Genomic DNA, 18,688 nt, shown 5'->3' with positions numbered 1-18,688 from the left:
TAAACAGGGGATTTGAACCATAACAGGAGTGGATTCGGTGGCGAAAATTGTTGTCGTAACGTCAGGCAAAGGTGGTGTAGGTAAAACTACAACGAGTGCATCTTTTGCAACAGGTTTAGCCCTACGCGGTCACAAAACTGTTGTTATTGATTTTGATGTAGGTTTACGTAACCTTGATTTGATTATGGGCTGTGAACGCCGTGTAGTTTATGATTTTGTGAATGTTTTAAATAACGAAGCACGATTACAACAAGCACTGATTCGCGATAAAGATATTGAGAATTTATATATTTTACCTGCTTCCCAAACACGTGATAAAGATGCCTTAACCGATGAGGGTGTAGCACGTGTAATGGATGAGCTTTCGCAGGAATTTGACTATATTATTTGTGATTCACCTGCCGGTATCGAGCGTGGTGCCATTCTGGCCATGTACCATGCGGATGAAGCGATCATTGTGACCAACCCTGAAATTTCTTCAGTCCGTGACTCTGACCGTATCATTGGTATGCTCGATAGCAAAACAAAAAAAGTAGAACAAAACGAAGGTCGCATTCGTAAGCATCTGTGTATTACCCGTTTCAATCCGGAACGTGCCGATAAACAGGAAATGCTGACGATTGATGATATTTCTAAGGATATTTTACGTGTACCGACCCTAGGTGTTATTCCTGAGTGTCCAAGCGTTTTACAAGCATCAAATGAAGGTAAGCCAGTGATTCTTTTCACTGAGGCTTCAGCGGGTCAGGCTTATGATGACCTGGTGGCGCGTTTCCTTGGTGAAGAGCGTCCTTACCGTCATATTGAGGTAAAACCTAAGGGCTGGTTAGCACGACTATTTGGAGCGTAGACATGGCAGGATTCTGGAGTAAACTTTTTAGTGGCGAGGATAAACCATCAAGCGCACGGACTGCTAAAGACCGTTTGAAGGTGATCGTTGCATCCGAACAAGGCTTGGGTCGTCGCTTGAGCCAGGACAAAATTGACCAGATGAAAACTGAAATCATGCAGGTGGTCAATCGTTATGTTCGCGGTGTCGATGAACAGCATATTCAAATGCAGGTTCGTTCTGAAGCCAATATTGAAATGCTTGAAATGAATATCAATTTACCTGAAGAACGATAATCTGATTTTTGATTGGTCAAGTAAATTGATTCAAGGCAAAATATGAGAGTGGTAGAAATAGTAGTTTAGCTATATTCCGCCCACTTGAAGCATAGCTTCAAGTCTTGCGACTAGGCAAAGCAGTGCTTTGCTAATCTAGTCTCATATTTTGCCTTTTTTCATGCCGAAAAAACTACATTAGATCAAGGAAATTGCGATGGCATTATCTCAACCAGCGACATTTAACGAAGAATGGTCAGATGAGCGTGTATTTGCCTATTTAAATCAGCTTCCTCCTGCAGGTGTTAATGCTGATTTTCACGTGCTGTATCACGCTTTCAAGCATATGCGTCCATTCGATTATGAACGCCTGTTGACGAAATTTGTCGCTGATGGCCGTGATGTCAATGCAACCAATCCGGAAGGACAGCGGATTCATGACGTGATTGCCACTTTCCCGCGTCAAAGTGCCGAGTTTCTGGATGTATTAGCGAAGTTTGCCTGAGTCAAAAATACATAAAAAAGCCTGCTTTGAAAGCAGGCTTTTTTATTGAAGATACACTGAAACTAAACCAGAATCTCGCGTTTGCCGTTGGCCCCCATGCCGCTGACAATGCCATTTTCTTCCATCTGGTCAATGATCCGCGCAGCACGGTTGTAGCCCAGACTGAATTTACGCTGTAAGGATGAAGTGGAAGCCTTACGGGTTTCTAGTACAAATGCCACACACTGGTCATATAACGCATCGCGATCTGATCCACCGTCGCCACCATCTTCAAAACCGCGACCCGATGGCTCTTCATCAAACGGTGTCAGGATCTCGTCGACATAGTTTGGTGAACCACGTTCACGCCATGCATCACAGATCCGGTTGACTTCGTCATCAGCAATAAACGCACCATGTACACGCTCAGGTTCAATCTTACCCGGGCCGAGGAATAGCATGTCACCGTGACCGAGCAAGTCTTCTGCACCACCCGCATCCAGAATAGTACGCGAGTCGATCTTGGAGTTCACTCGCAATGCAACACGCGTTGGAATATTAGCTTTGATCAAACCTGTAATCACATCTACTGATGGACGCTGGGTCGCAAGCAACAGGTGAATACCGGCCGCACGTGATTTTTGTGCCAGACGGGTAATCATTTCTTCGGCTTTCTTACCGACCTGCATGATCATATCCGCGAATTCATCCGCGACAATTACAATCGAAGGCAACGGGGTTAAACGCGGTGCACGTTCACCCACAACAGAATCGCTCGCTTTCCAGGTTGGATCGATCAGGTCTTCACCATTGGCAATCGCCTCTTCCACCTTGCGGTTATAGTCACTCAGTTTACGAATTTTCAGGAAAGACATCAGCTTATAACGGCGTTCCATTTCATTGACACACCAGTTCAATGCACTCACCGCATCTTTCATGTCGGTCACAACTGGCGTCAATAAATGTGGAATATCGTTATAGTTAGCCAATTCCAGCTGCTTTGGATCAATCAGAATCAAACGCAATTCATCTGGGGTATATTTCAGCAACATCGATAAAATCATCGAGTTCACCGCCACCGATTTACCTGAACCCGTGGTCCCTGCCACCAGCATATGCGGTGCTTTACCCAGATCAGCAATCACCGGATTACCGGAAATATCCTTACCCATTGCCATGGAGAGGATGCTATTCGGATCAGTGAAAGCTGGAATAGTTAAAAGTTCAATTAAACGGACCATTTCACGGGTACTGTTCGGTACTTCAATTCCAATATACGGCTTGCCCGGAATGACCTCAACCACACGCACCGATGCCATCGACATCGAACGTGCCAGATCACGCGAAATATTGGTCACTTTAGAGGCTTTTACCCCTGGCGCCAGATCCAGTTCAAAACGTGTTACGACTGGGCCTGGCTGTGCTTCTACCACCTTGGCTTTGACATTAAATTCTTGCAACTTGATTTCAAGAAGTTCAGATAAACGTGCCAGCTGCTCTTCGGTAAAATTCACTTTTTTATTGGGATCAACTTCATCCAGTAAATCCAGACCTGGAAGCGGCGATAAATCTTTACGGCGCTCAACCACCTGCATGGCACGTGACATCGGACGGCCTGAAGCATCAGTTAAAGGCGCATCAAAATCAAACTCGTCTTCATCCTGTGGCTTGCCAGCCGTTTCTTGCCAGGCTTCTACAAATTCTTCTTTAGATAAAGCTTCGCGTACTGCTGCATGAGTTGCAGAAGGAGGAGATACTGGTTGCTCTATACCCTGATGCTGAATTGGTGCCTGTACAAATGCAGAAGATTGGGCATAGCTTGATGCACGTACTGGTGGGCTTGGCTCATCTTCTTCAATCAGCAAATCACCCAGGTCATCCAGATCGGCCTGTAATGCGCTATTTTTCACGACATGTGCAGTCGCCATAGATGCAATGACAGGCGCAACATTGGTCATGTCTTCTACAATTCTTGCCGTCTTTTCGGCTGGCGCTGTATTGAATGGGCTATGCACATCAGTCGCAGTTTTGCCTTGCGGAACCGCAGCCAGAAGTTCATCAAAGATTTCATCATCATCCCAGTCCAGGCCTGTATGTGAAGCCGATGCGGTTCTGGTGTGAGCATGAGTCTGTGCTGAAACAGGTTGAGGAGCGGCTATATGTGAGACTGGAGAATTAAGCTGTTCTTCTTCGGCTGCTTTGAGTAAGGCATCAATATCCTGTTTATGGCGCTGATCTTCATTTGAATGTAAGGCACGCCACACCTCGCCTGTCGCTACCACACGATCCGGCTGTTGAGGCACTTGCTGTGCTTGCTTAAGTGTCTCGACTGGCTCAGCAGCCTGCTGCTCAGCTTCAGGAATATCATCATAAAACTGCGGTTGTTGTGATTCTTTATCGGCAAAATCATCAAATAAGCGTTCAGCCACCTGATCACGTACCACCGGATCTATTTCTACCAGTTGATGCTCAGGCGCAGGTGTTACTGCAACCGCTACTTTTTTTGCACTAATGACTGGCTCTTTTTTGGCGACAGGTGCAGTCCGATCAAAATCAGACATGCCTTCAGGCACATTACGGTAGAACAGGTCTTGTAGATAAGCAGGCGTTGCTTTGAGGCTGCTCCAGGTCTTGTTCCACTTCACGCCAAAAGCCAAGGTAAATAACACCACCCAAAGCACCAGCAGGAAGAATGCTGCACCATAGACTGTCAGCAATTGTTCAAGACTCTGACCTAATTCATAGCCAATAATACCGCCGGAAGAATTATCCAGCGTATCAGCAGGGACTTGCCAGAATAAAAACAACAGCGCTGAGGTGGTCAGCAACAGGAAGAATTGTGCAGCATAGCGAAATGGCCGGTTCAGGAAGCTACGCGGCCACCAGACCTGAATCGCTTCCATAAACAGATAGACAGGGATCAGCAGACTTGCCCAACCGAGAAAGCCAAACAAAAGGTCTGCAATCCAGGCACCCGCTACCCCACTGGCATTCGAAACGGTCTGCGTATCACTGGAGATATGCATCCACCCCGGATCAAATGGCGTATAGGTCACTGTTGCAAGAAACAGATAAATCCCAAATGAGACTAAAAATAATGTCATTACTAAGCGCTGTGCATAGGCACTCGACACCGCTGTCATATACTGTCCTGTAACCAATTCTTCATGAATATTCTTTTGCTTCAATGCTTGAAAAAAGCGACGCAATAAAATACATATTATGCACCTGTTCTGTGAAAAAAGATGCACTATTGTGCAAGCACAATGTTACTTATGCTATATAGCCCAAATCGATTTCAATGATCAATAATATCGACTTTAATCTCACACCACTGTTATACAGTTTCACGTATAATTCAATAAATTTCTAAATAAAAAAGGATACAGCTGATGAGCGCACGTCACTCACGACTGATTATTTTAGGTTCTGGCCCTGCAGGCTATAGCGCAGCAGTATATGCAGCGCGTGCAAACTTGAAACCTACCCTGATTGCAGGCTTGCAACTGGGCGGTCAGCTGACCACGACGACTGACGTCGATAACTGGCCGGGTGATCCCGAAGGTTTGACTGGTCCAGCATTGATGGAACGTATGCAGGCACATGCAGAGCGTTTTGGCACTGAAATCGTGTATGACCATATCAATGAAGTGGATCTTAGCCAGCGCCCGTTCGTATTAAAAGGCGATATGGAAGAGTTCACCTGTGATGCCCTGATCATCTGTACCGGTGCAACTGCCCAATACCTCGGTCTGGAATCTGAAGCAGCCTATATGGGTCAAGGTGTCAGTGCTTGCGCGACTTGTGATGGTTTCTTCTATAAAAACCAGAAAGTCATGGTTGTAGGTGGTGGTAATACCGCTGTTGAAGAAGCGTTGTACTTATCCAATATTGCGTCTCACGTGACTCTGGTTCACCGTCGTGATTCATTACGTTCTGAAAAAATCTTGCAAGATCATTTATTTGCCAAAGAAAAAGAAGGCAAGATCAGCATTATCTGGAACCATCAAGTCGATGAAGTATTAGGTGATGCGCAATCTGGCGTGACCTCGGTTCGTCTTAAATCAACTCAAGATGACTCTACTCAAAACGTCGATGTGACGGGTATGTTTGTGGCGATTGGTCACAAGCCAAATAGCACCATGTTTGAAGGTCAGTTAGAGCTTCGTGACGGTTATATCCAGGTACAAAGCGGTACTGCAGGTAATGCAACCCAAACTTCGGTACCAGGTGTATTTGCAGCCGGTGATATTGCGGACAGCATTTACCGTCAGGCCATTACTTCTGCCGGTTCAGGCTGTATGGCTGCGCTTGATGCAGAAAAATATCTTGATGCGATGGGCAAACTAGACTAAGCAGCAAGAATAAAAAAGCCGTCCATTATGGACGGCTTTTTTATTGCTAGAATGAGATGATGATTTATCTATAGATTTATGTCGGGTCTGCCATGTCTTTACTTCCTCCCTCAGAATTCATTTTTCCCAATCCGATCGAGATTGATCCTGAAGGTGAAGGACTGATTTGTATTGGTGCAGACCTCTCCCCTTCCACACTTTTTGAAGCTTATACGCATGGATTATTTCCCTGGTTTTCAGAAGGTGATCCGATTTGCTGGTGGAGTCCGGAACCACGCTGCATTATTCGCCCCGAAGATTATCATCCAAGCAAATCCCTGCTACGTAATATGAAAAAGCAGGATTATAAAATTACGGTCAATCATGCTTTTGAAAGAGTGATTCGTTCCTGTTCATTGCCTCGTGCTTATGCAGACGACACCTGGATCAGTGAAGATATTATCGCAGGCTATTGCGACATGTTCGACGCAGGATATGGCTATAGCATTGAGGTCTGGGATGAAGATCGCGTCGTCGGTGGACTTTATGGTGTGACCATTGGTCAAGGCTGTTTTGGTGAATCCATGTTTAGTACGCAAACCGATGTTTCTAAAATGGCTTTCTACACTTTAATGCTGATTGGACAGGAAAATCAGCTGCCCTGGATCGACTGCCAACTGGTCAACAATCACCTGTTAAGCCTGGGTGCATGCACACTTTCTCGCCAAGCCTATCTTAATTCTTTACAAGATATTGTAAAAAAGCCTGCTATCGATTGGAAAAAGTATCAGGAAGGTGTATTTTCAAGTAAAACAATAGCGCAAAACGCGCGCTTAAGTGAATGAAAATAACAGAGGGTAGTTGTTATGAACTCTTATCAGCCAAAGGCCCTACTGAACGATTTACAGTACTATATTACGCCGCCGCATGATTGTAGCTATTTGCCCAACAAGTCAGCGCGCATGGTTTTTCTGGATCCTGCACATCGTATTGATGTAGTAACTTTATCGGAACTGTCACGTACCGGTTTCCGCCGCAGTGGTGATTTCGTCTATCGCCCCGAATGTCATCTGTGTCGTCAATGTCTGTCTTCGCGTGTACCCGTTGCTGAATTCCGCATGAACAGTTCACAAAAAAAAGCCGGGAAACGGAATCAGGATCTGGTGATGAAAATTACCAGTCCAGAGCACGCCGGTGACCTGCATTATGCGCTGTATGAACGCTATATCAATGAACGCCACGCAGATGGCGATATGTTCCCACCCACTCGGGATCAGTTCGAAAAATTTTTATTACAAAGCTGTACCGACAGCTTCTTTCTAGAGTTATGGCAAGGTGAGCGTCTAATCAGTGTTTCAACCTGCGATCTGCTGGATGATGGCATCTCTGCCGTCTATACCTTCTTTGATCCGGATGAAAATCGCCGCTCACTCGGTGCTTTTGCGATCTTGAAACAGATTGAACATGCACAAAAGCTGGGCTTGCAATTTATCTATCTGGGTTATTGGGTACCGCATTCTAGCAAGATGAATTACAAATCTCAGTATCTGCCACTGGAACTCTTGATCGATGGACAATGGCGACGTTTAAATCATGCCCTGAGTGCCACGGAGATTCAGCACTTGGGAAACTCATTAATGACGACCTTACCCAGCGGATGGAATCACCAGATTATTAAATAAGGTCGTCAGCTTTTATGATTTAAACAGACTGGCAAAATCATCCGTACATGCTTTCACCATAATGATGGCATGTTCACGGCTTCCGTTGGCATTTGGATAATAGTTCTTACGCAGATCAATCTGATGAAATCCTGATTTTTCATATAGCTTGATCGCAGCCAGATTACTCTCGCGCACTTCCAGGAAAATCTGCACCGGATTATTTTTTAGCATGGCCACTGAAGCCTCCAGCAACTGATAGCCCAAGCCCTTGCCTTGCTGTGCCGGATCAATTGCCATGAGCAATAAATTGGCTTCATCCAGCACCGGTTGTAAAATACAAAATCCGACCACCTGCCCTTTTATTTCAATCACGGTACTTTGATAAGCTGTTACAGCATCTTCGAACTGTTTTAAAGTCCAGGGATGTGATTGAACCGACCTTTCAATCTTTGCCACGGCTTCTACATCCGCTGCTTGCATTAAACGAATCATCTTCGTTCATCTTATATAGAATCAACCTTCGCATTATAGAAACTTCATCCAAAAAATCGAGCAAAAAAAAGAGCGATTTTAATCGCTCTTTGATCTTCAGTTCTGTCACAGACCCAATTTGGCTTTCCAAGTCGCCAACAACTGATCTGTATGATGATCATTCGGATGGAATCCCGGTTTAAAATACATCAGCATTTCTTTCGCCATACCCGTAATGACACCTTTAGAAGGACTATAGGCATAGGTATAAATGGCTTTTAAGGACTCAAGATTAAACTGCTGATCCTGTTTAAGCAAACGGGCAAGGAAATAGCTTTGCACCACAAATAAGGTTGCCATTGCGATGACCAAGGAAGACGTACGCAGTGCATAGGCTTTTAGGCCTTTGCCAAAAACCCCCTCAAAGACATCATAAGCGACTGCTTTATGTTCATTTTCCTCGATGGCATGCCATAACCACATGGTTTTCATGGTTTCATCTGTCATCAATTCCTGAATGTGGCTATTGGTCAAAAGCTGTGAGGCAATGGTTGCAGTGAAATGCTCAAGTGCCGTGGTTGCAGTCAAATCTACCATTTCTTGGGTAATTCCCACAGGCTTACCCAGTTTAGCCATGACTTTACGTGTCGTTTGAATGACTTTATCGGTATAATGATCAAGCGTCTCGACATCATGCCCATGTTTTTGCGCAGATGCATTAAAGCCGATATGCTCGTGAGTATGCATGGCTTCCTGACCAATAAAAGCGGAAATTTCTTTTTGTAATGCTTCATTATTGGCAATTGCAGGATGTTTACGCACCGCACGGACTGAATCTATAAAAAACTTTTCTCCCGCTGGAAATAGCGCAGATAATGCCGTCATAAAATGAGTGAGACCTGCTGAACCATTCATCCAATATTCCGGTACAGCATCAAAATCAAAGTTCATGCGACGAACTGGAAAACTAGCACCGGCACGATTGGTAATATTTACTTTCGCATTCATGTGACCACTCCCATCAGGCCAATCCAGGCCCGAAAATTTAATATTCATATTCTTATCTGTATATTACGTGGTAATTTTTTTTACATAAGTGCAGTTTAGGTCAAGCCGATATCAGATAAGGACAGCTTTTAAAATCATTGTCAGACAATTTATTTTTAGTTTTATAAAAGTTTAGATCAAAAAAAAGCGCCTCAAAGAGGCGCTTTTCTTACACAATCAGCGATTATGCAGTTACTTTAGCAACTACACCAGCACCAACTGTACGACCACCTTCACGGATCGCAAAACGTAGACCTGGGTCCATTGCGATCGGGTGGATTAGCTCTACTGACATCTCAACGTTGTCACCAGGCATAACCATTTCCACGCCTTCTTTAAGCGCGATCGCACCAGTTACGTCCGTAGTACGGAAGTAGAACTGTGGACGGTAACCGTTAAGGAATGGAGTGTGACGACCACCCTCTTCTTTAGAAAGTACGTATACTTCTGCATCGAATTTAGTGTGTGGCTTGATCGCACCTGGTTTAGTCAATACTTGACCACGTTGTACGTCTTCACGCTTAGTACCACGAAGAAGAACACCACAGTTCTCGCCCGCACGACCTTCGTCAAGAAGTTTACGGAACATTTCTACGCCAGTTACTGTAGTAGTTTGAGTATCACGGATACCAACGATTTCTACAGACTCACCTACTTTAACGATACCAGTCTCTACACGGCCAGTTACTACTGTACCACGACCAGAGATTGAGAATACGTCTTCAATTGGCATAAGGAATGGAAGGTCAATTGCACGCTCTGGCTCTGGAATGTAAGAGTCAAGTGCTTCAACAAGCGCAACTACAGCTGGCTCGCCGTATTGGCTGTCATCACCGTTAAGCGCAAGAAGAGCAGAACCACGAATTACTGGAGTGTCATCACCCGGGAAGTCGTAAGTAGAAAGAAGTTCACGAACTTCCATTTCAACTAGCTCAAGAAGCTCTTCGTCGTCTACAAGGTCGCATTTGTTCAAGAATACAACGATATAAGGTACACCTACCTGACGAGAAAGCAGGATGTGTTCACGAGTCTGTGGCATAGGACCATCAGTCGCAGCACATACAAGGATCGCACCGTCCATCTGAGCAGCACCAGTAATCATGTTTTTAACATAATCGGCGTGGCCCGGGCAGTCTACGTGTGCGTAGTGACGAGTTGGAGAATCGTATTCTACGTGTGAAGTATTAATTGTAATACCACGTGCTTTTTCTTCTGGTGCAGAGTCGATTGCAGCGTAGTCTTTCGCTTCGCCACCGAATTTCTTCGCACATACAGTTGCAATTGCAGCTGTTAAAGTTGTTTTACCATGGTCAACGTGACCAATTGTGCCCACGTTAACGTGTGGCTTATTACGTTCAAACTTAGCCTTAGCCATGTTAATCTTCCTCGTTTACGTCGAACACAATTCTGAGTAAAACCCAGCTCCGACATATCGTTTAAAAAAACCGAACACCAAATACTTGAAAAGCAGACTAAATAGCCTGCTTTTGGAATTTCTTTGCAACAGAGTTGCTAAACTGTAATCTGGAGCTCTTATCGAGATTTGAACTCGAGACCTCTCCCTTACCAAGGGAGTGCTCTACCACTGAGCTATAAGAGCAAATATTAGTACTTCAATGGAGCGGGAGACGAGGGTCGAACTCGCGACATGTAGCTTGGAAGGCTACCGCTCTACCAACTGAGCTACTCCCGCACGATGTTGGTACAAACCACTTATTGAAGTCTTAAAATTGGTGGTGAGGGAAGGATTCGAACCTTCGAAACTTTCGTAGCGGAGTTACAGTCCGCCCCCTTTGACCGCTCGGGAACCTCACCATTTTTTACACTTACATCAGTGCTGTTCATTACTTCACACTACCAAACCTCTAAGATGGTGCCGGCACACGGATTCGAACTGTGGACCTACTGATTACAAGTCAGTTGCTCTACCAACTGAGCTATGCCGGCGTTTCTTAGTGTTTCGTACGTTTCGTATCGGAACGGTGTGCAGTTTAGCAAAACTCAGAATCCTTGCAAGTGTTTTTTTCAAAAAAAACCTCAAAAACTCATAAAATCAAACCATTTGATGATAATTCAACCGCTTTGATCACTGCGCGAGCTTTTATTTGGGTTTCATTCCACTCAGATTCAGGATTTGAGTCGGCAACTAACCCTGCTCCAGCCTGAACATAGACCTTATTTTCGCGAATGACACAGGTACGAATCGCAATCGACATGTCCATTTCGCCATGCCAGCCTAAATAACCAACAGCGCCACCGAAAATTCCACGTTTTACCGGCTCAACTTCATCAATAATTTCCATGGCACGGATTTTTGGCGCGCCTGAAAGTGTGCCTGCGGGGAAAGTTGCCTTAAAAACGTCCAGAGCATCGACATCATCACGTACTTCACCCTGCACATTGGAGACAATATGCATCACATGTGAATAACGTTCGATCACCATTTGATCAGTTACCTGCACTTTGCCAATTTTTGCAATGCGTCCCACATCATTACGTCCCAGATCAATCAGCATGACATGTTCAGCAATTTCTTTTTCGTCAGAGAGTAAGTCCTGCTCAAGTGCCAGATCTTCTTCTTTGGTTTTGCCACGTGGACGGGTTCCCGCTAATGGACGAACTGTGGCAATACCATTTTCCAGACGGGACAGAATTTCAGGAGAGGAACCGACAATATGGAATGGCGTGTTATTTTCCAAGGTCTGCCCTTGCACCAGGAACAAATACGGCGATGGATTGAGATGACGCAGCGCACGATACACCTGTAGCGGGTCACCGTCGAAGTCAGACACCATCCGGTGCCCGGGTACGACCTGCATTACATCTCCAGCACGAATATACTCTTTGACCTTTTCCACCGAAGCAATGAAGTTGTCATGTCCGGTGAGGGACTCAAAATGTGGCGGCGTATGTTTTTCAGCTTTAAGGCTGATGGGCGTGGCCAGAATATTTTCCAATTCATTTAATTGTTCATGTGCTTTTTCATAAGAACCCGGGGCAGTGGCATCCGCATGTACAATTAAGAACAAGGTATCTTTCAGGTTATCAAAGACAATCACTGTTTTAGAGAGCATCATCCAGATATCTGGCAAGCCGACCGGATCCGCTTCCGGCACATTTTTTAATTTCGGTTCGATATAACGCACCGCGTCATAACCAAAGTAACCGACTAATCCACCAGTAAAACTCGGTAGGTCCGGTAATTCTGCCTGGGTTGGCACCTTAAATTGCGCCTGAAAGTCGCGAATATATTGAAATGGGTCCGCACAGTGCTGCTTTTCAATCGAATCATCTGCGTGCTGTACCGTCAACTCGCCTGCATTGCAGGAAAATACCGTGGATTCACCTAGTCCAATAATCGAATAGCGTGCCCAGTTCTCACCACCTTCTACAGACTCGAATAAATAAGCCTGCTGATGCTGTTTAAGCCGAGCAAAAATAGAAAGTGGTGTATCGGTATCTGCCAGACGCTGACGATAAACAGGAATGAGGTTATAGCCTTGCGCAGCAAGTTGCTGGAATTGTGCTTGAGTGGTCATGCGGTTTTTCTCTTTAAATTAGGGTTACTCAGTATGTAAATAGAATTGAACTGAGCGACGCCATCGAAAAACCTTACAACTATTCATTTTCTTTCCTTAGTACGCGTATTAGGCAAGTAATTCTCTAAGATCATCCACAATCTGCTGTGGCTGACAATCTGCAATATTTTCACCATGATTATAGCCATAGCTGACTACAACACAATCAATCCCGGCGCGGCGCGCAGCTTCGACATCATTGGAAGAATCTCCAATAAGCAAAACCTGTTCTTTACTTACGCCATAATGTTCAACACAGTGCAGCAACTGGCGTGGGTGCGGTTTACGTTCAGTAAAACGGTCACCACCAATGGTATCGGCAAAATAATGAGCCATATCCAAGGTATCTAAGATACTGCGGGCAGGAAGTTCAGGCTTATTGGTCACACAAATCAGGGTTTTACCTTGGGCTTTAGCCCAGTCCAGAAATTTCAGGATTCCCGGAAAAGGAACGGTATCGACGCAGGGATCGACATTATAGATATCCAGAAAAGTCGTTAAGAGTTCCTGATGCTGTGCCGGTGTGACTTCACCCACCAGATGCTGGAGTACACTTTCACAGAATATCGACGTGCCCTTACCTATCCAGGTCCGTACCTGCTCTTCAGTTACCAGAGGCAATTGCAGCACATTCAGGCTCATATTCATGGCGCGATACAGATCATGTGCTGAATCCACCAAGGTACCATCCAGATCAAACAAGATCAGTTCACGCTTTTCTAATTGTGCAATAGACATCCCGACCCTCTTTTATAATGTGCGCAGCCACAAAAAAGGCATGCGCTATGCATGCCTTGATTGTAACCAATCATCAGCTTATTTGAACAACAACCAAGCCATAATTGCCAAAATAATCAGCACAATCACTGAAATCAAACCTACAGATACATTTTTCTGGGTTTCTTTTTCCTGTTCTACACGTGATACAGGCTGCTCAACCGGAATTGGGGTAGGCTCTGGTTTTACCGCATTAATGTCCACGCCTTCCGGAATAGGTGCCGGTTTTGGAATACCGACATTGGTTGGCATGCCATCACGGGTTAATTGTACCGTAGCATCACGATGTTTCAGTTCCGGCATTCCCTGATCATTCATTTGCTGTGCAGGTGTAGGCTCAGCGACTTCGACCTGTTCCACGACTTTTTCTGCCGTTGCTTCAATTTCTGCTGGAACCTCTACTGCAGCCGCAGGCGCCATTACTGAAAATTTCAAGCTGGCAAACTGAACAATGTCATCCTGCTTTAATAAGGTTTCTTGCGCAATCTGCACATCATTGACGAAAGTGCCATTCGATGAACCCAAATCCTGCACCCAGAGCGCATCATCCTTTAGTAAAAATGCCGCATGTTTACGGGAGATTTCCGCAGCCTGTAACACGATATCTGCCGCCTGATGACGCCCCACCAGCATGTCACGGTCAATGCTAATTTCCTGTCCTGTTAAGTCGCCTGTAATCGCGTGTATTTTCCAAGTCATGAAAGTTACTTCTCTGTTCTCTTTGACATTATCATAACATGCTGTCTGCAAATGCGAATGACTTAGCTTTTGGGTCTAAGTGTGGTTGTTGTAACGGTATTTTTACTTTTTTCTACCTGTTGGACGGGTTCTACCACTTGTCGCTGAATCACTGGTTCTATCGCTACCGGCGTAACAACTACATTGGCTGGCTGCGCCTGAACGGGTGCGGTCGGCACAGTTTGATAAGTCGAGTTTTGCAATGGCGTTCTGGATACTGGAATTCGCTGTTGATACACATCTTCAACACTTTCTGGCAGCTTGGCAAAGTTCCCGTCCGAATCGAGTGCGAGTTGCAGACTATATAGCTGACTATAGCGTTGTTGGGTCAGTTTACGCACTGCATTTTTATCGCCTACAATGGTTGGATGGATAAAAATCAGCAGGTTACGCTTCTGATTGGACTTACCTTCTGAACGGAATAAACGTCCCAAGCCTGGAATCGCACCCAGACCAGGTACAGCCTGACGCCCATAACTGGTGTTATCTGAGATCAAACCACCAAGGACAATGGTTTGTCCATGTTCGGCCAGAATTGAGGTTTTGATCGCTCGCTTGCTGGTGACCAGATCCTGTGCCTGCCCTTTACTGGCCTTGACATCAGAAACTTCCTGTTCCACTTCCAGGCGTACCGTACCATCTTCGCCAATATGCGGGACCACCTTTAAAGTGACCCCGACATCCTTGCGTTCAATGGTGGTATAGGGATTAGCAACTCCAGCAGCACCTGTAGACACTGAGCCTGTCACAAAAGGTACGTTTTCACCCACCACAATATAAGCTTCTTCATTATCCATGGTCACAATCGACGGCGTAGACAACAGGTTGGATTTAGTGGTTTCTTTGAGTGCCTGAATCATCGCACCATACAGACGACGGGAACCATCACTGCCTTCACGATAATCACCGAGTACCAGTGAACTGCCCGCGCCCACGGCACTTGCAGCACCTGCACCACCACCGGTGAGATAACCGGCCGCAATATTTTTCAGACTAGTCCCAAAATTATCGAAGTTCACCAGCCCAATCCCACTGCTGATATCACCCAAGGCCCATTGCACACCGAGTTGATCCGCATCGGTTCCTTCCACTTCAATAATCGCGGCTTCGATCAGCACCTGTTGACGACGGATATCCAGCTGGTCAATTGCTGATTCAATTTCTCGCATCAGTTGTGGATCCGCTTTCACCACCAGAGAATTTTGCGTGGTATCGGCAATAATACTGACGCCATTACCATTAAAACTGGTAATTCCGCCCTGCTCATTATTCATGCCGGTATTCAGCTGAATGCCTGAAGAGGTGTTGCTACTCGAACCCGTACTGGTATTGTTGTTATTTAAATTGCTGCTGGAACTGAGTGAAGACGAGGTCGAGGTTGTGCTACCTGAATTTGAATTACTACTGTTCACCGCCTGCCCGCTCACCAGCCCCTGCAAGATTTCCGCAAGATTTTTGGCACTGGCATATTTCAGACGAAAAACTTTTAAACCGCCCAAACGATCCGCAGCCGGCACATCCAGAGTTTCGATCACTTGACGCACCCGTTTGCGCGTCGTGGGATCACCTTTGATGATGATCCGGTTGGTACGAGTATCTGCAATCACCCGCACCCGTGAACCGCGGACATCTTTAGCTCCACCGGTGGCAGTCATGGACTCGATCAGTCCAATCATTTCTTCGGCCTGACTGGATTGTAAACTGACCGCTTCAATATCATTTTGACCGGTGCCATCCAGATTACGAATAATGGTTTCCAGCTGGTAAATATTGCTGGCACGATCCGACACAATTAAGGCATTCGTACCCGGCACCGCCGCCAAATGGGCAAACTGCGGCATTAAAGGACGTAATGCAGGAATCAAGTCATTCGGATTGGTATTTTCCAGCCACAACACTCGGGTCACAATCTGGTCACCACTGGCACGGCTTCTGGCATCATAGGGAATGCCTGAGCTTTTGACATTGCTGTCCGGAACCAGCTTGATGGTGTTACCCGAAGGAATCGCCACCACACCATTGACATTCAGTACGCCTAAAAACAGGTCATAGACTTCATTTTTATTCAGGGCTTTATTGGAGATGACCGTCACGTTGCCACGTACCCGCGGATCGACTGCGAAGTTTTTGCCGGTAATATCGGCCACTTCATTAATGAATGCAGTTAAGTCAGCATCTCGAAGGTTGATTTTCCAGGTTTGTGCATAACTCGCCGTACTGACCATAGCCATTAACGGTGCGGCCACACAGAATGCCCATGCTGATCGATTATTATTAAATAAAGCCATAAACTTTCGTGTTTCCTAACCCTATGCGTGATGACACATCACTTCAAATCTTGTTGTATGGTCATCACCTGATCACCACGTTTTATTTCGAGTTTGACCTGACCTTCACGTCGGGCCTGTTCCAGTAATTGTGCTTCGGTCTGTCCCTGGCTCAGCGTCTGGCCATTTAAAGACAAAATCCGGTCGCCCGGTCTTAAACCCAGGCGATTACGCAGTGCAGCCGGCGTCCGTGAAGTCACTTCATAACTACCATCTGCTGCACTCACCCCCATATTCTGTAAATACTGGTCTTTGTTTTCCTGCATCTGCTGGATGGCCCGACCAATTTCATTCTGTGGCGAAGGCTGCTCAGGCATACCACTATTAGAAGGCATAGCAGGCATTGAACTTGAAGATGCTGATGTTTCCGGCACAATCGGCTGATTCAAGCCATTTTCCAGACCTTTGAATAAGATTTCCTGAGTAGCACCTGTGGATCGACGCAAAATAACCCGATCCCAATGCACTTCAGCCAACTCAAAACCGCTATTGGCCAACATTTCCCCGACACGGTAACGATCGACCTGATCATTGATTTTCAGTACCGCAGAAGAGTTATAACTTGGACTGGCGACCATCACCCCTTGTAAAATGATATTGGCGGTTTCAACCACACCCGCAGACTGCCCAACTTCCTGAAACAGCGAAAATGCACCGATATTCGGAATTTGCGGCTGTTGCGAACCCAGTTCAACCCGATCCAGCTGCATGGCCTGGGGTGGAGCTATCAGCAACCAGAACAAAGCCGCCAGCTTCCAGCATAGATACAGGATGAGCAGTAACAAAACCACAGGTGCAGCACGATTGAGCTGTTTCAGTTCAATATTTTTTAAATCATTCAGAGAAACTGTCATCAATTCAAGCCTCCCATTAAGGGTTGGCGGGTACTGATCACATAGGTATCTAATCCGGCTTTACCTTCATAGGAAGGCGCATTCATTAAAAAGCGTTGGGTGAGCTGGATATCCAGCATCAGACTCGGATCAAGCTTGATATTCAGCATACGTTGATCGCGACTATCCCGAACACCAATTAACAGCTGTCCGCTTTCATCTGCGAGTTGTCCAGTCATGGCGGGTACATTCATGCGTTCCTGACGCTGGGCAAAGGTATAAATCAGCTCACCACCCACCCATTGCATTTGCCCGGCCACCTGACTAAAGCCCTGATCTTTTTTATATTTAAAATCCAGATCTTTAAACTGAATCGCAGTACTCGGCCATTGCCAGTCTGCAACTTTTTTTAAGGTTTCAGGCGCGACCTGCCCTTCAAGATTTTTGACAATTAAAGATTTATTCAGACCATAGGCCATGATCCCGGAAAGCTGGGTATTGCCACTATGCAAATCCATATGTGCTCCAACTCGCAGCAACAGCAAATCCAGCGGCCGTACTTTCCAGTTCAGACTGCCCCGAAGATTGCCTTTTTTCCAGTCCGCACTTCCCTGCCAGATATTTCCGTTTACATTATGCAACGTCTGGTTATTTTTATAAAATTTTGAAATTAACCAGGCTGCTGGCACTTGTAATACGACAAAAATAAAAAATGCAACAAGAGCAAGGATCAACCATCTTAAAGTTTTCGGTTTACTGCTCATCCCCACCACGACCAATCGCTCAAGTCCAAATCCCCCATTTATAATTTTCCCCTTATACCCACACATTATGCACACTTTTCTGCCAACGCCAATTCATAGATATAAAAAAACCAAGCAGGTATGCTTGGTTTAATGATCATAGACTGTCTGTATGACAGCCTAATGACCAGATCAAATGAAGGCTTAGATCAGGAAATCGTCCAGCTTTGCGCCTTTTTCCAATTCAGCCACCAACCAGCGCGGCTGTTTACCACGGCCAGTCCAGGTATCGTCCGGATTGCTTTTGCTACGGTAACGCGGTTCAACCGACTTACGTGACGATTTCTTACGCTTAGATGCACCAAATTCAAGTAACTGTTCAACCGTCATACCCACTTTCTCAGCAACTGCCAAGATTTGCTGATAAGCGTCTTCAATTTCTTGATCTTTTTTTGAAGCAATCAGCGATTCTGCTTCTGCTTGTAAACGTTTTAACTCTTCTACTGATAAATGCGTAATATCTGGCATAATGCTCTCCGAAAAATAATATTATTCATTTTATTAAATAATAGACCCATCATATTTATA

The 18,688-nt window shown here is 45.5% G+C and carries 17 protein-coding genes and 4 tRNA genes; 6 read left to right on the top strand and 15 right to left on the bottom strand.

What is annotated here, in order from left to right:
• The first annotated feature begins 37 nt into the window (after positions 1–37).
• The 3 genes from minD (at position 38) to ACNPNW_RS16760 (ending at position 1,609) form a co-directional block, all read left to right on the top strand.
• The gene (gene minD / locus ACNPNW_RS16770) at positions 38–850 is read left to right on the top strand and encodes a septum site-determining protein MinD (protein WP_004646120.1); all 813 of its coding nucleotides are present in this window, start codon (positions 38–40) and stop codon (positions 848–850) included.
• Positions 851–852: 2 nt separating this feature from the next.
• Positions 853–1,125: a cell division topological specificity factor MinE gene (minE, locus tag ACNPNW_RS16765; RefSeq protein WP_004279256.1), complete on the top strand. Its 273-nt coding sequence runs from the start codon at positions 853–855 to the stop codon at positions 1,123–1,125.
• 196 nt (positions 1,126–1,321) lie between these two features.
• Positions 1,322–1,609 carry a PA4642 family protein gene (locus ACNPNW_RS16760; protein ID WP_004279254.1) on the top strand — a complete coding sequence of 96 codons (288 nt, stop codon included), beginning with the start codon at positions 1,322–1,324 and terminating at the stop codon, positions 1,607–1,609.
• Between the two features lie 62 nt (positions 1,610–1,671).
• Here ACNPNW_RS16760 and ACNPNW_RS16755 read toward each other — a convergent pair whose 3' ends face one another.
• Positions 1,672–4,731, bottom strand: coding sequence for a DNA translocase FtsK (locus ACNPNW_RS16755; protein WP_420937988.1), 3,060 nt, complete (start codon positions 4,729–4,731; stop codon positions 1,672–1,674).
• Between the two features lie 249 nt (positions 4,732–4,980).
• Between ACNPNW_RS16755 and trxB the strand changes: the two genes are divergently transcribed.
• From trxB to ACNPNW_RS16740, 3 genes are all read left to right on the top strand, one after another.
• Complete coding sequence (trxB, locus tag ACNPNW_RS16750; RefSeq protein WP_004646117.1) at positions 4,981–5,943, top strand: thioredoxin-disulfide reductase; 963 nt, start codon at positions 4,981–4,983, stop codon at positions 5,941–5,943.
• Between the two features lie 92 nt (positions 5,944–6,035).
• On the top strand, positions 6,036–6,767 hold the full coding sequence (gene aat / locus ACNPNW_RS16745; protein WP_168386746.1) for a leucyl/phenylalanyl-tRNA--protein transferase: 732 nt from the start codon (positions 6,036–6,038) through the stop codon (positions 6,765–6,767).
• A gap of 21 nt (positions 6,768–6,788) precedes the next feature.
• Positions 6,789–7,604: an arginyltransferase gene (locus tag ACNPNW_RS16740; protein ID WP_005251129.1), complete on the top strand. Its 816-nt coding sequence runs from the start codon at positions 6,789–6,791 to the stop codon at positions 7,602–7,604.
• 12 nt (positions 7,605–7,616) lie between these two features.
• On the opposite strand, the gene rimI is transcribed toward ACNPNW_RS16740, so the two are convergent.
• The 14 genes from rimI to ACNPNW_RS16670 form a co-directional block, all read right to left on the bottom strand.
• Entirely contained in the window at positions 7,617–8,078 is a 462-nt protein-coding gene (gene rimI, locus ACNPNW_RS16735) for a ribosomal protein S18-alanine N-acetyltransferase (protein WP_420937987.1), read from the bottom strand.
• 105 nt (positions 8,079–8,183) lie between these two features.
• Positions 8,184–9,065, bottom strand: coding sequence for a metal-dependent hydrolase (locus ACNPNW_RS16730; RefSeq protein WP_005251126.1), 882 nt, complete (start codon positions 9,063–9,065; stop codon positions 8,184–8,186).
• Between the two features lie 223 nt (positions 9,066–9,288).
• Positions 9,289–10,479: an elongation factor Tu gene (gene tuf, locus ACNPNW_RS16725; RefSeq protein ID WP_004646112.1), complete on the bottom strand. Its 1,191-nt coding sequence runs from the start codon at positions 10,477–10,479 to the stop codon at positions 9,289–9,291.
• Between the two features lie 150 nt (positions 10,480–10,629).
• A tRNA-Thr gene (locus ACNPNW_RS16720) sits at positions 10,630–10,704 on the bottom strand.
• 17 nt (positions 10,705–10,721) lie between these two features.
• A tRNA-Gly gene (locus tag ACNPNW_RS16715) sits at positions 10,722–10,797 on the bottom strand.
• A gap of 38 nt (positions 10,798–10,835) precedes the next feature.
• Positions 10,836–10,919: transfer RNA gene (locus ACNPNW_RS16710), tRNA-Tyr, on the bottom strand.
• A 56-nt stretch (positions 10,920–10,975) separates the two neighbouring features.
• A tRNA-Thr gene (locus ACNPNW_RS16705) sits at positions 10,976–11,051 on the bottom strand.
• A gap of 98 nt (positions 11,052–11,149) precedes the next feature.
• A complete protein-coding gene (gene trpE, locus ACNPNW_RS16700; RefSeq protein WP_005102822.1) occupies positions 11,150–12,643 on the bottom strand; it encodes an anthranilate synthase component I in 1,494 nt (497 codons plus the stop codon).
• 108 nt (positions 12,644–12,751) lie between these two features.
• Positions 12,752–13,420, bottom strand: a complete 669-nt coding sequence (locus ACNPNW_RS16695) for a phosphoglycolate phosphatase (RefSeq protein ID WP_005102820.1) — start codon at positions 13,418–13,420, stop codon at positions 12,752–12,754.
• Between the two features lie 78 nt (positions 13,421–13,498).
• A complete protein-coding gene (locus tag ACNPNW_RS16690) occupies positions 13,499–14,158 on the bottom strand; it encodes an FHA domain-containing protein (RefSeq protein ID WP_004729299.1) in 660 nt (219 codons plus the stop codon).
• 62 nt (positions 14,159–14,220) lie between these two features.
• Positions 14,221–16,485 carry a type II secretion system secretin GspD gene (gspD, locus tag ACNPNW_RS16685; RefSeq protein WP_005102817.1) on the bottom strand — a complete coding sequence of 755 codons (2,265 nt, stop codon included), beginning with the start codon at positions 16,483–16,485 and terminating at the stop codon, positions 14,221–14,223.
• A 38-nt stretch (positions 16,486–16,523) separates the two neighbouring features.
• Positions 16,524–17,378, bottom strand: a complete 855-nt coding sequence (locus ACNPNW_RS16680; RefSeq protein WP_005250460.1) for a type II secretion system protein N — start codon at positions 17,376–17,378, stop codon at positions 16,524–16,526.
• On the bottom strand, positions 17,378–18,121 hold the full coding sequence (gene gspN, locus ACNPNW_RS16675) for a type II secretion system protein N (protein ID WP_005250453.1): 744 nt from the start codon (positions 18,119–18,121) through the stop codon (positions 17,378–17,380). Before gspN ends, ACNPNW_RS16680 begins: the two co-directional genes overlap by 1 nt.
• 183 nt (positions 18,122–18,304) lie before the next feature.
• Positions 18,305–18,631 carry an H-NS histone family protein gene (locus tag ACNPNW_RS16670; RefSeq protein ID WP_026055760.1) on the bottom strand — a complete coding sequence of 109 codons (327 nt, stop codon included), beginning with the start codon at positions 18,629–18,631 and terminating at the stop codon, positions 18,305–18,307.
• Positions 18,632–18,688 lie beyond the last annotated feature (57 nt).

This window comes from Acinetobacter endophylla, assembly GCF_053543775.1.
Note: the sequence above shows the minus strand (reverse complement) of the source record. Positions and strands in the feature narration are given on the sequence as shown.

What these genes read in the sequence shown, in the direction of transcription:
- ACNPNW_RS16730 (WP_005251126.1), bottom strand. Translation starts at nt 9,065, where the DNA reads ATGAATGCGAAAGTAAATATTACCAATCGTGCCGGTGCTAGTTTTCCA.
- minE (WP_004279256.1), top strand. Translation starts at nt 853, where the DNA reads ATGGCAGGATTCTGGAGTAAACTTTTTAGTGGCGAGGATAAACCATCA.
- trpE (WP_005102822.1), bottom strand. Translation starts at nt 12,643, where the DNA reads ATGACCACTCAAGCACAATTCCAGCAACTTGCTGCGCAAGGCTATAAC.
- tuf (WP_004646112.1), bottom strand. Translation starts at nt 10,479, where the DNA reads ATGGCTAAGGCTAAGTTTGAACGTAATAAGCCACACGTTAACGTGGGC.
- aat (WP_168386746.1), top strand. Translation starts at nt 6,036, where the DNA reads ATGTCTTTACTTCCTCCCTCAGAATTCATTTTTCCCAATCCGATCGAG.
- trxB (WP_004646117.1), top strand. Translation starts at nt 4,981, where the DNA reads ATGAGCGCACGTCACTCACGACTGATTATTTTAGGTTCTGGCCCTGCA.
- gspD (WP_005102817.1), bottom strand. Translation starts at nt 16,485, where the DNA reads ATGGCTTTATTTAATAATAATCGATCAGCATGGGCATTCTGTGTGGCC.
- rimI (WP_420937987.1), bottom strand. Translation starts at nt 8,078, where the DNA reads ATGATTCGTTTAATGCAAGCAGCGGATGTAGAAGCCGTGGCAAAGATT.
- gspN (WP_005250453.1), bottom strand. Translation starts at nt 18,121, where the DNA reads ATGAGCAGTAAACCGAAAACTTTAAGATGGTTGATCCTTGCTCTTGTT.
- ACNPNW_RS16690 (WP_004729299.1), bottom strand. Translation starts at nt 14,158, where the DNA reads ATGACTTGGAAAATACACGCGATTACAGGCGACTTAACAGGACAGGAA.
- ACNPNW_RS16760 (WP_004279254.1), top strand. Translation starts at nt 1,322, where the DNA reads ATGGCATTATCTCAACCAGCGACATTTAACGAAGAATGGTCAGATGAG.
- ACNPNW_RS16755 (WP_420937988.1), bottom strand. Translation starts at nt 4,731, where the DNA reads ATGACAGCGGTGTCGAGTGCCTATGCACAGCGCTTAGTAATGACATTA.
- ACNPNW_RS16680 (WP_005250460.1), bottom strand. Translation starts at nt 17,378, where the DNA reads ATGACAGTTTCTCTGAATGATTTAAAAAATATTGAACTGAAACAGCTC.
- ACNPNW_RS16740 (WP_005251129.1), top strand. Translation starts at nt 6,789, where the DNA reads ATGAACTCTTATCAGCCAAAGGCCCTACTGAACGATTTACAGTACTAT.
- ACNPNW_RS16695 (WP_005102820.1), bottom strand. Translation starts at nt 13,420, where the DNA reads ATGTCTATTGCACAATTAGAAAAGCGTGAACTGATCTTGTTTGATCTG.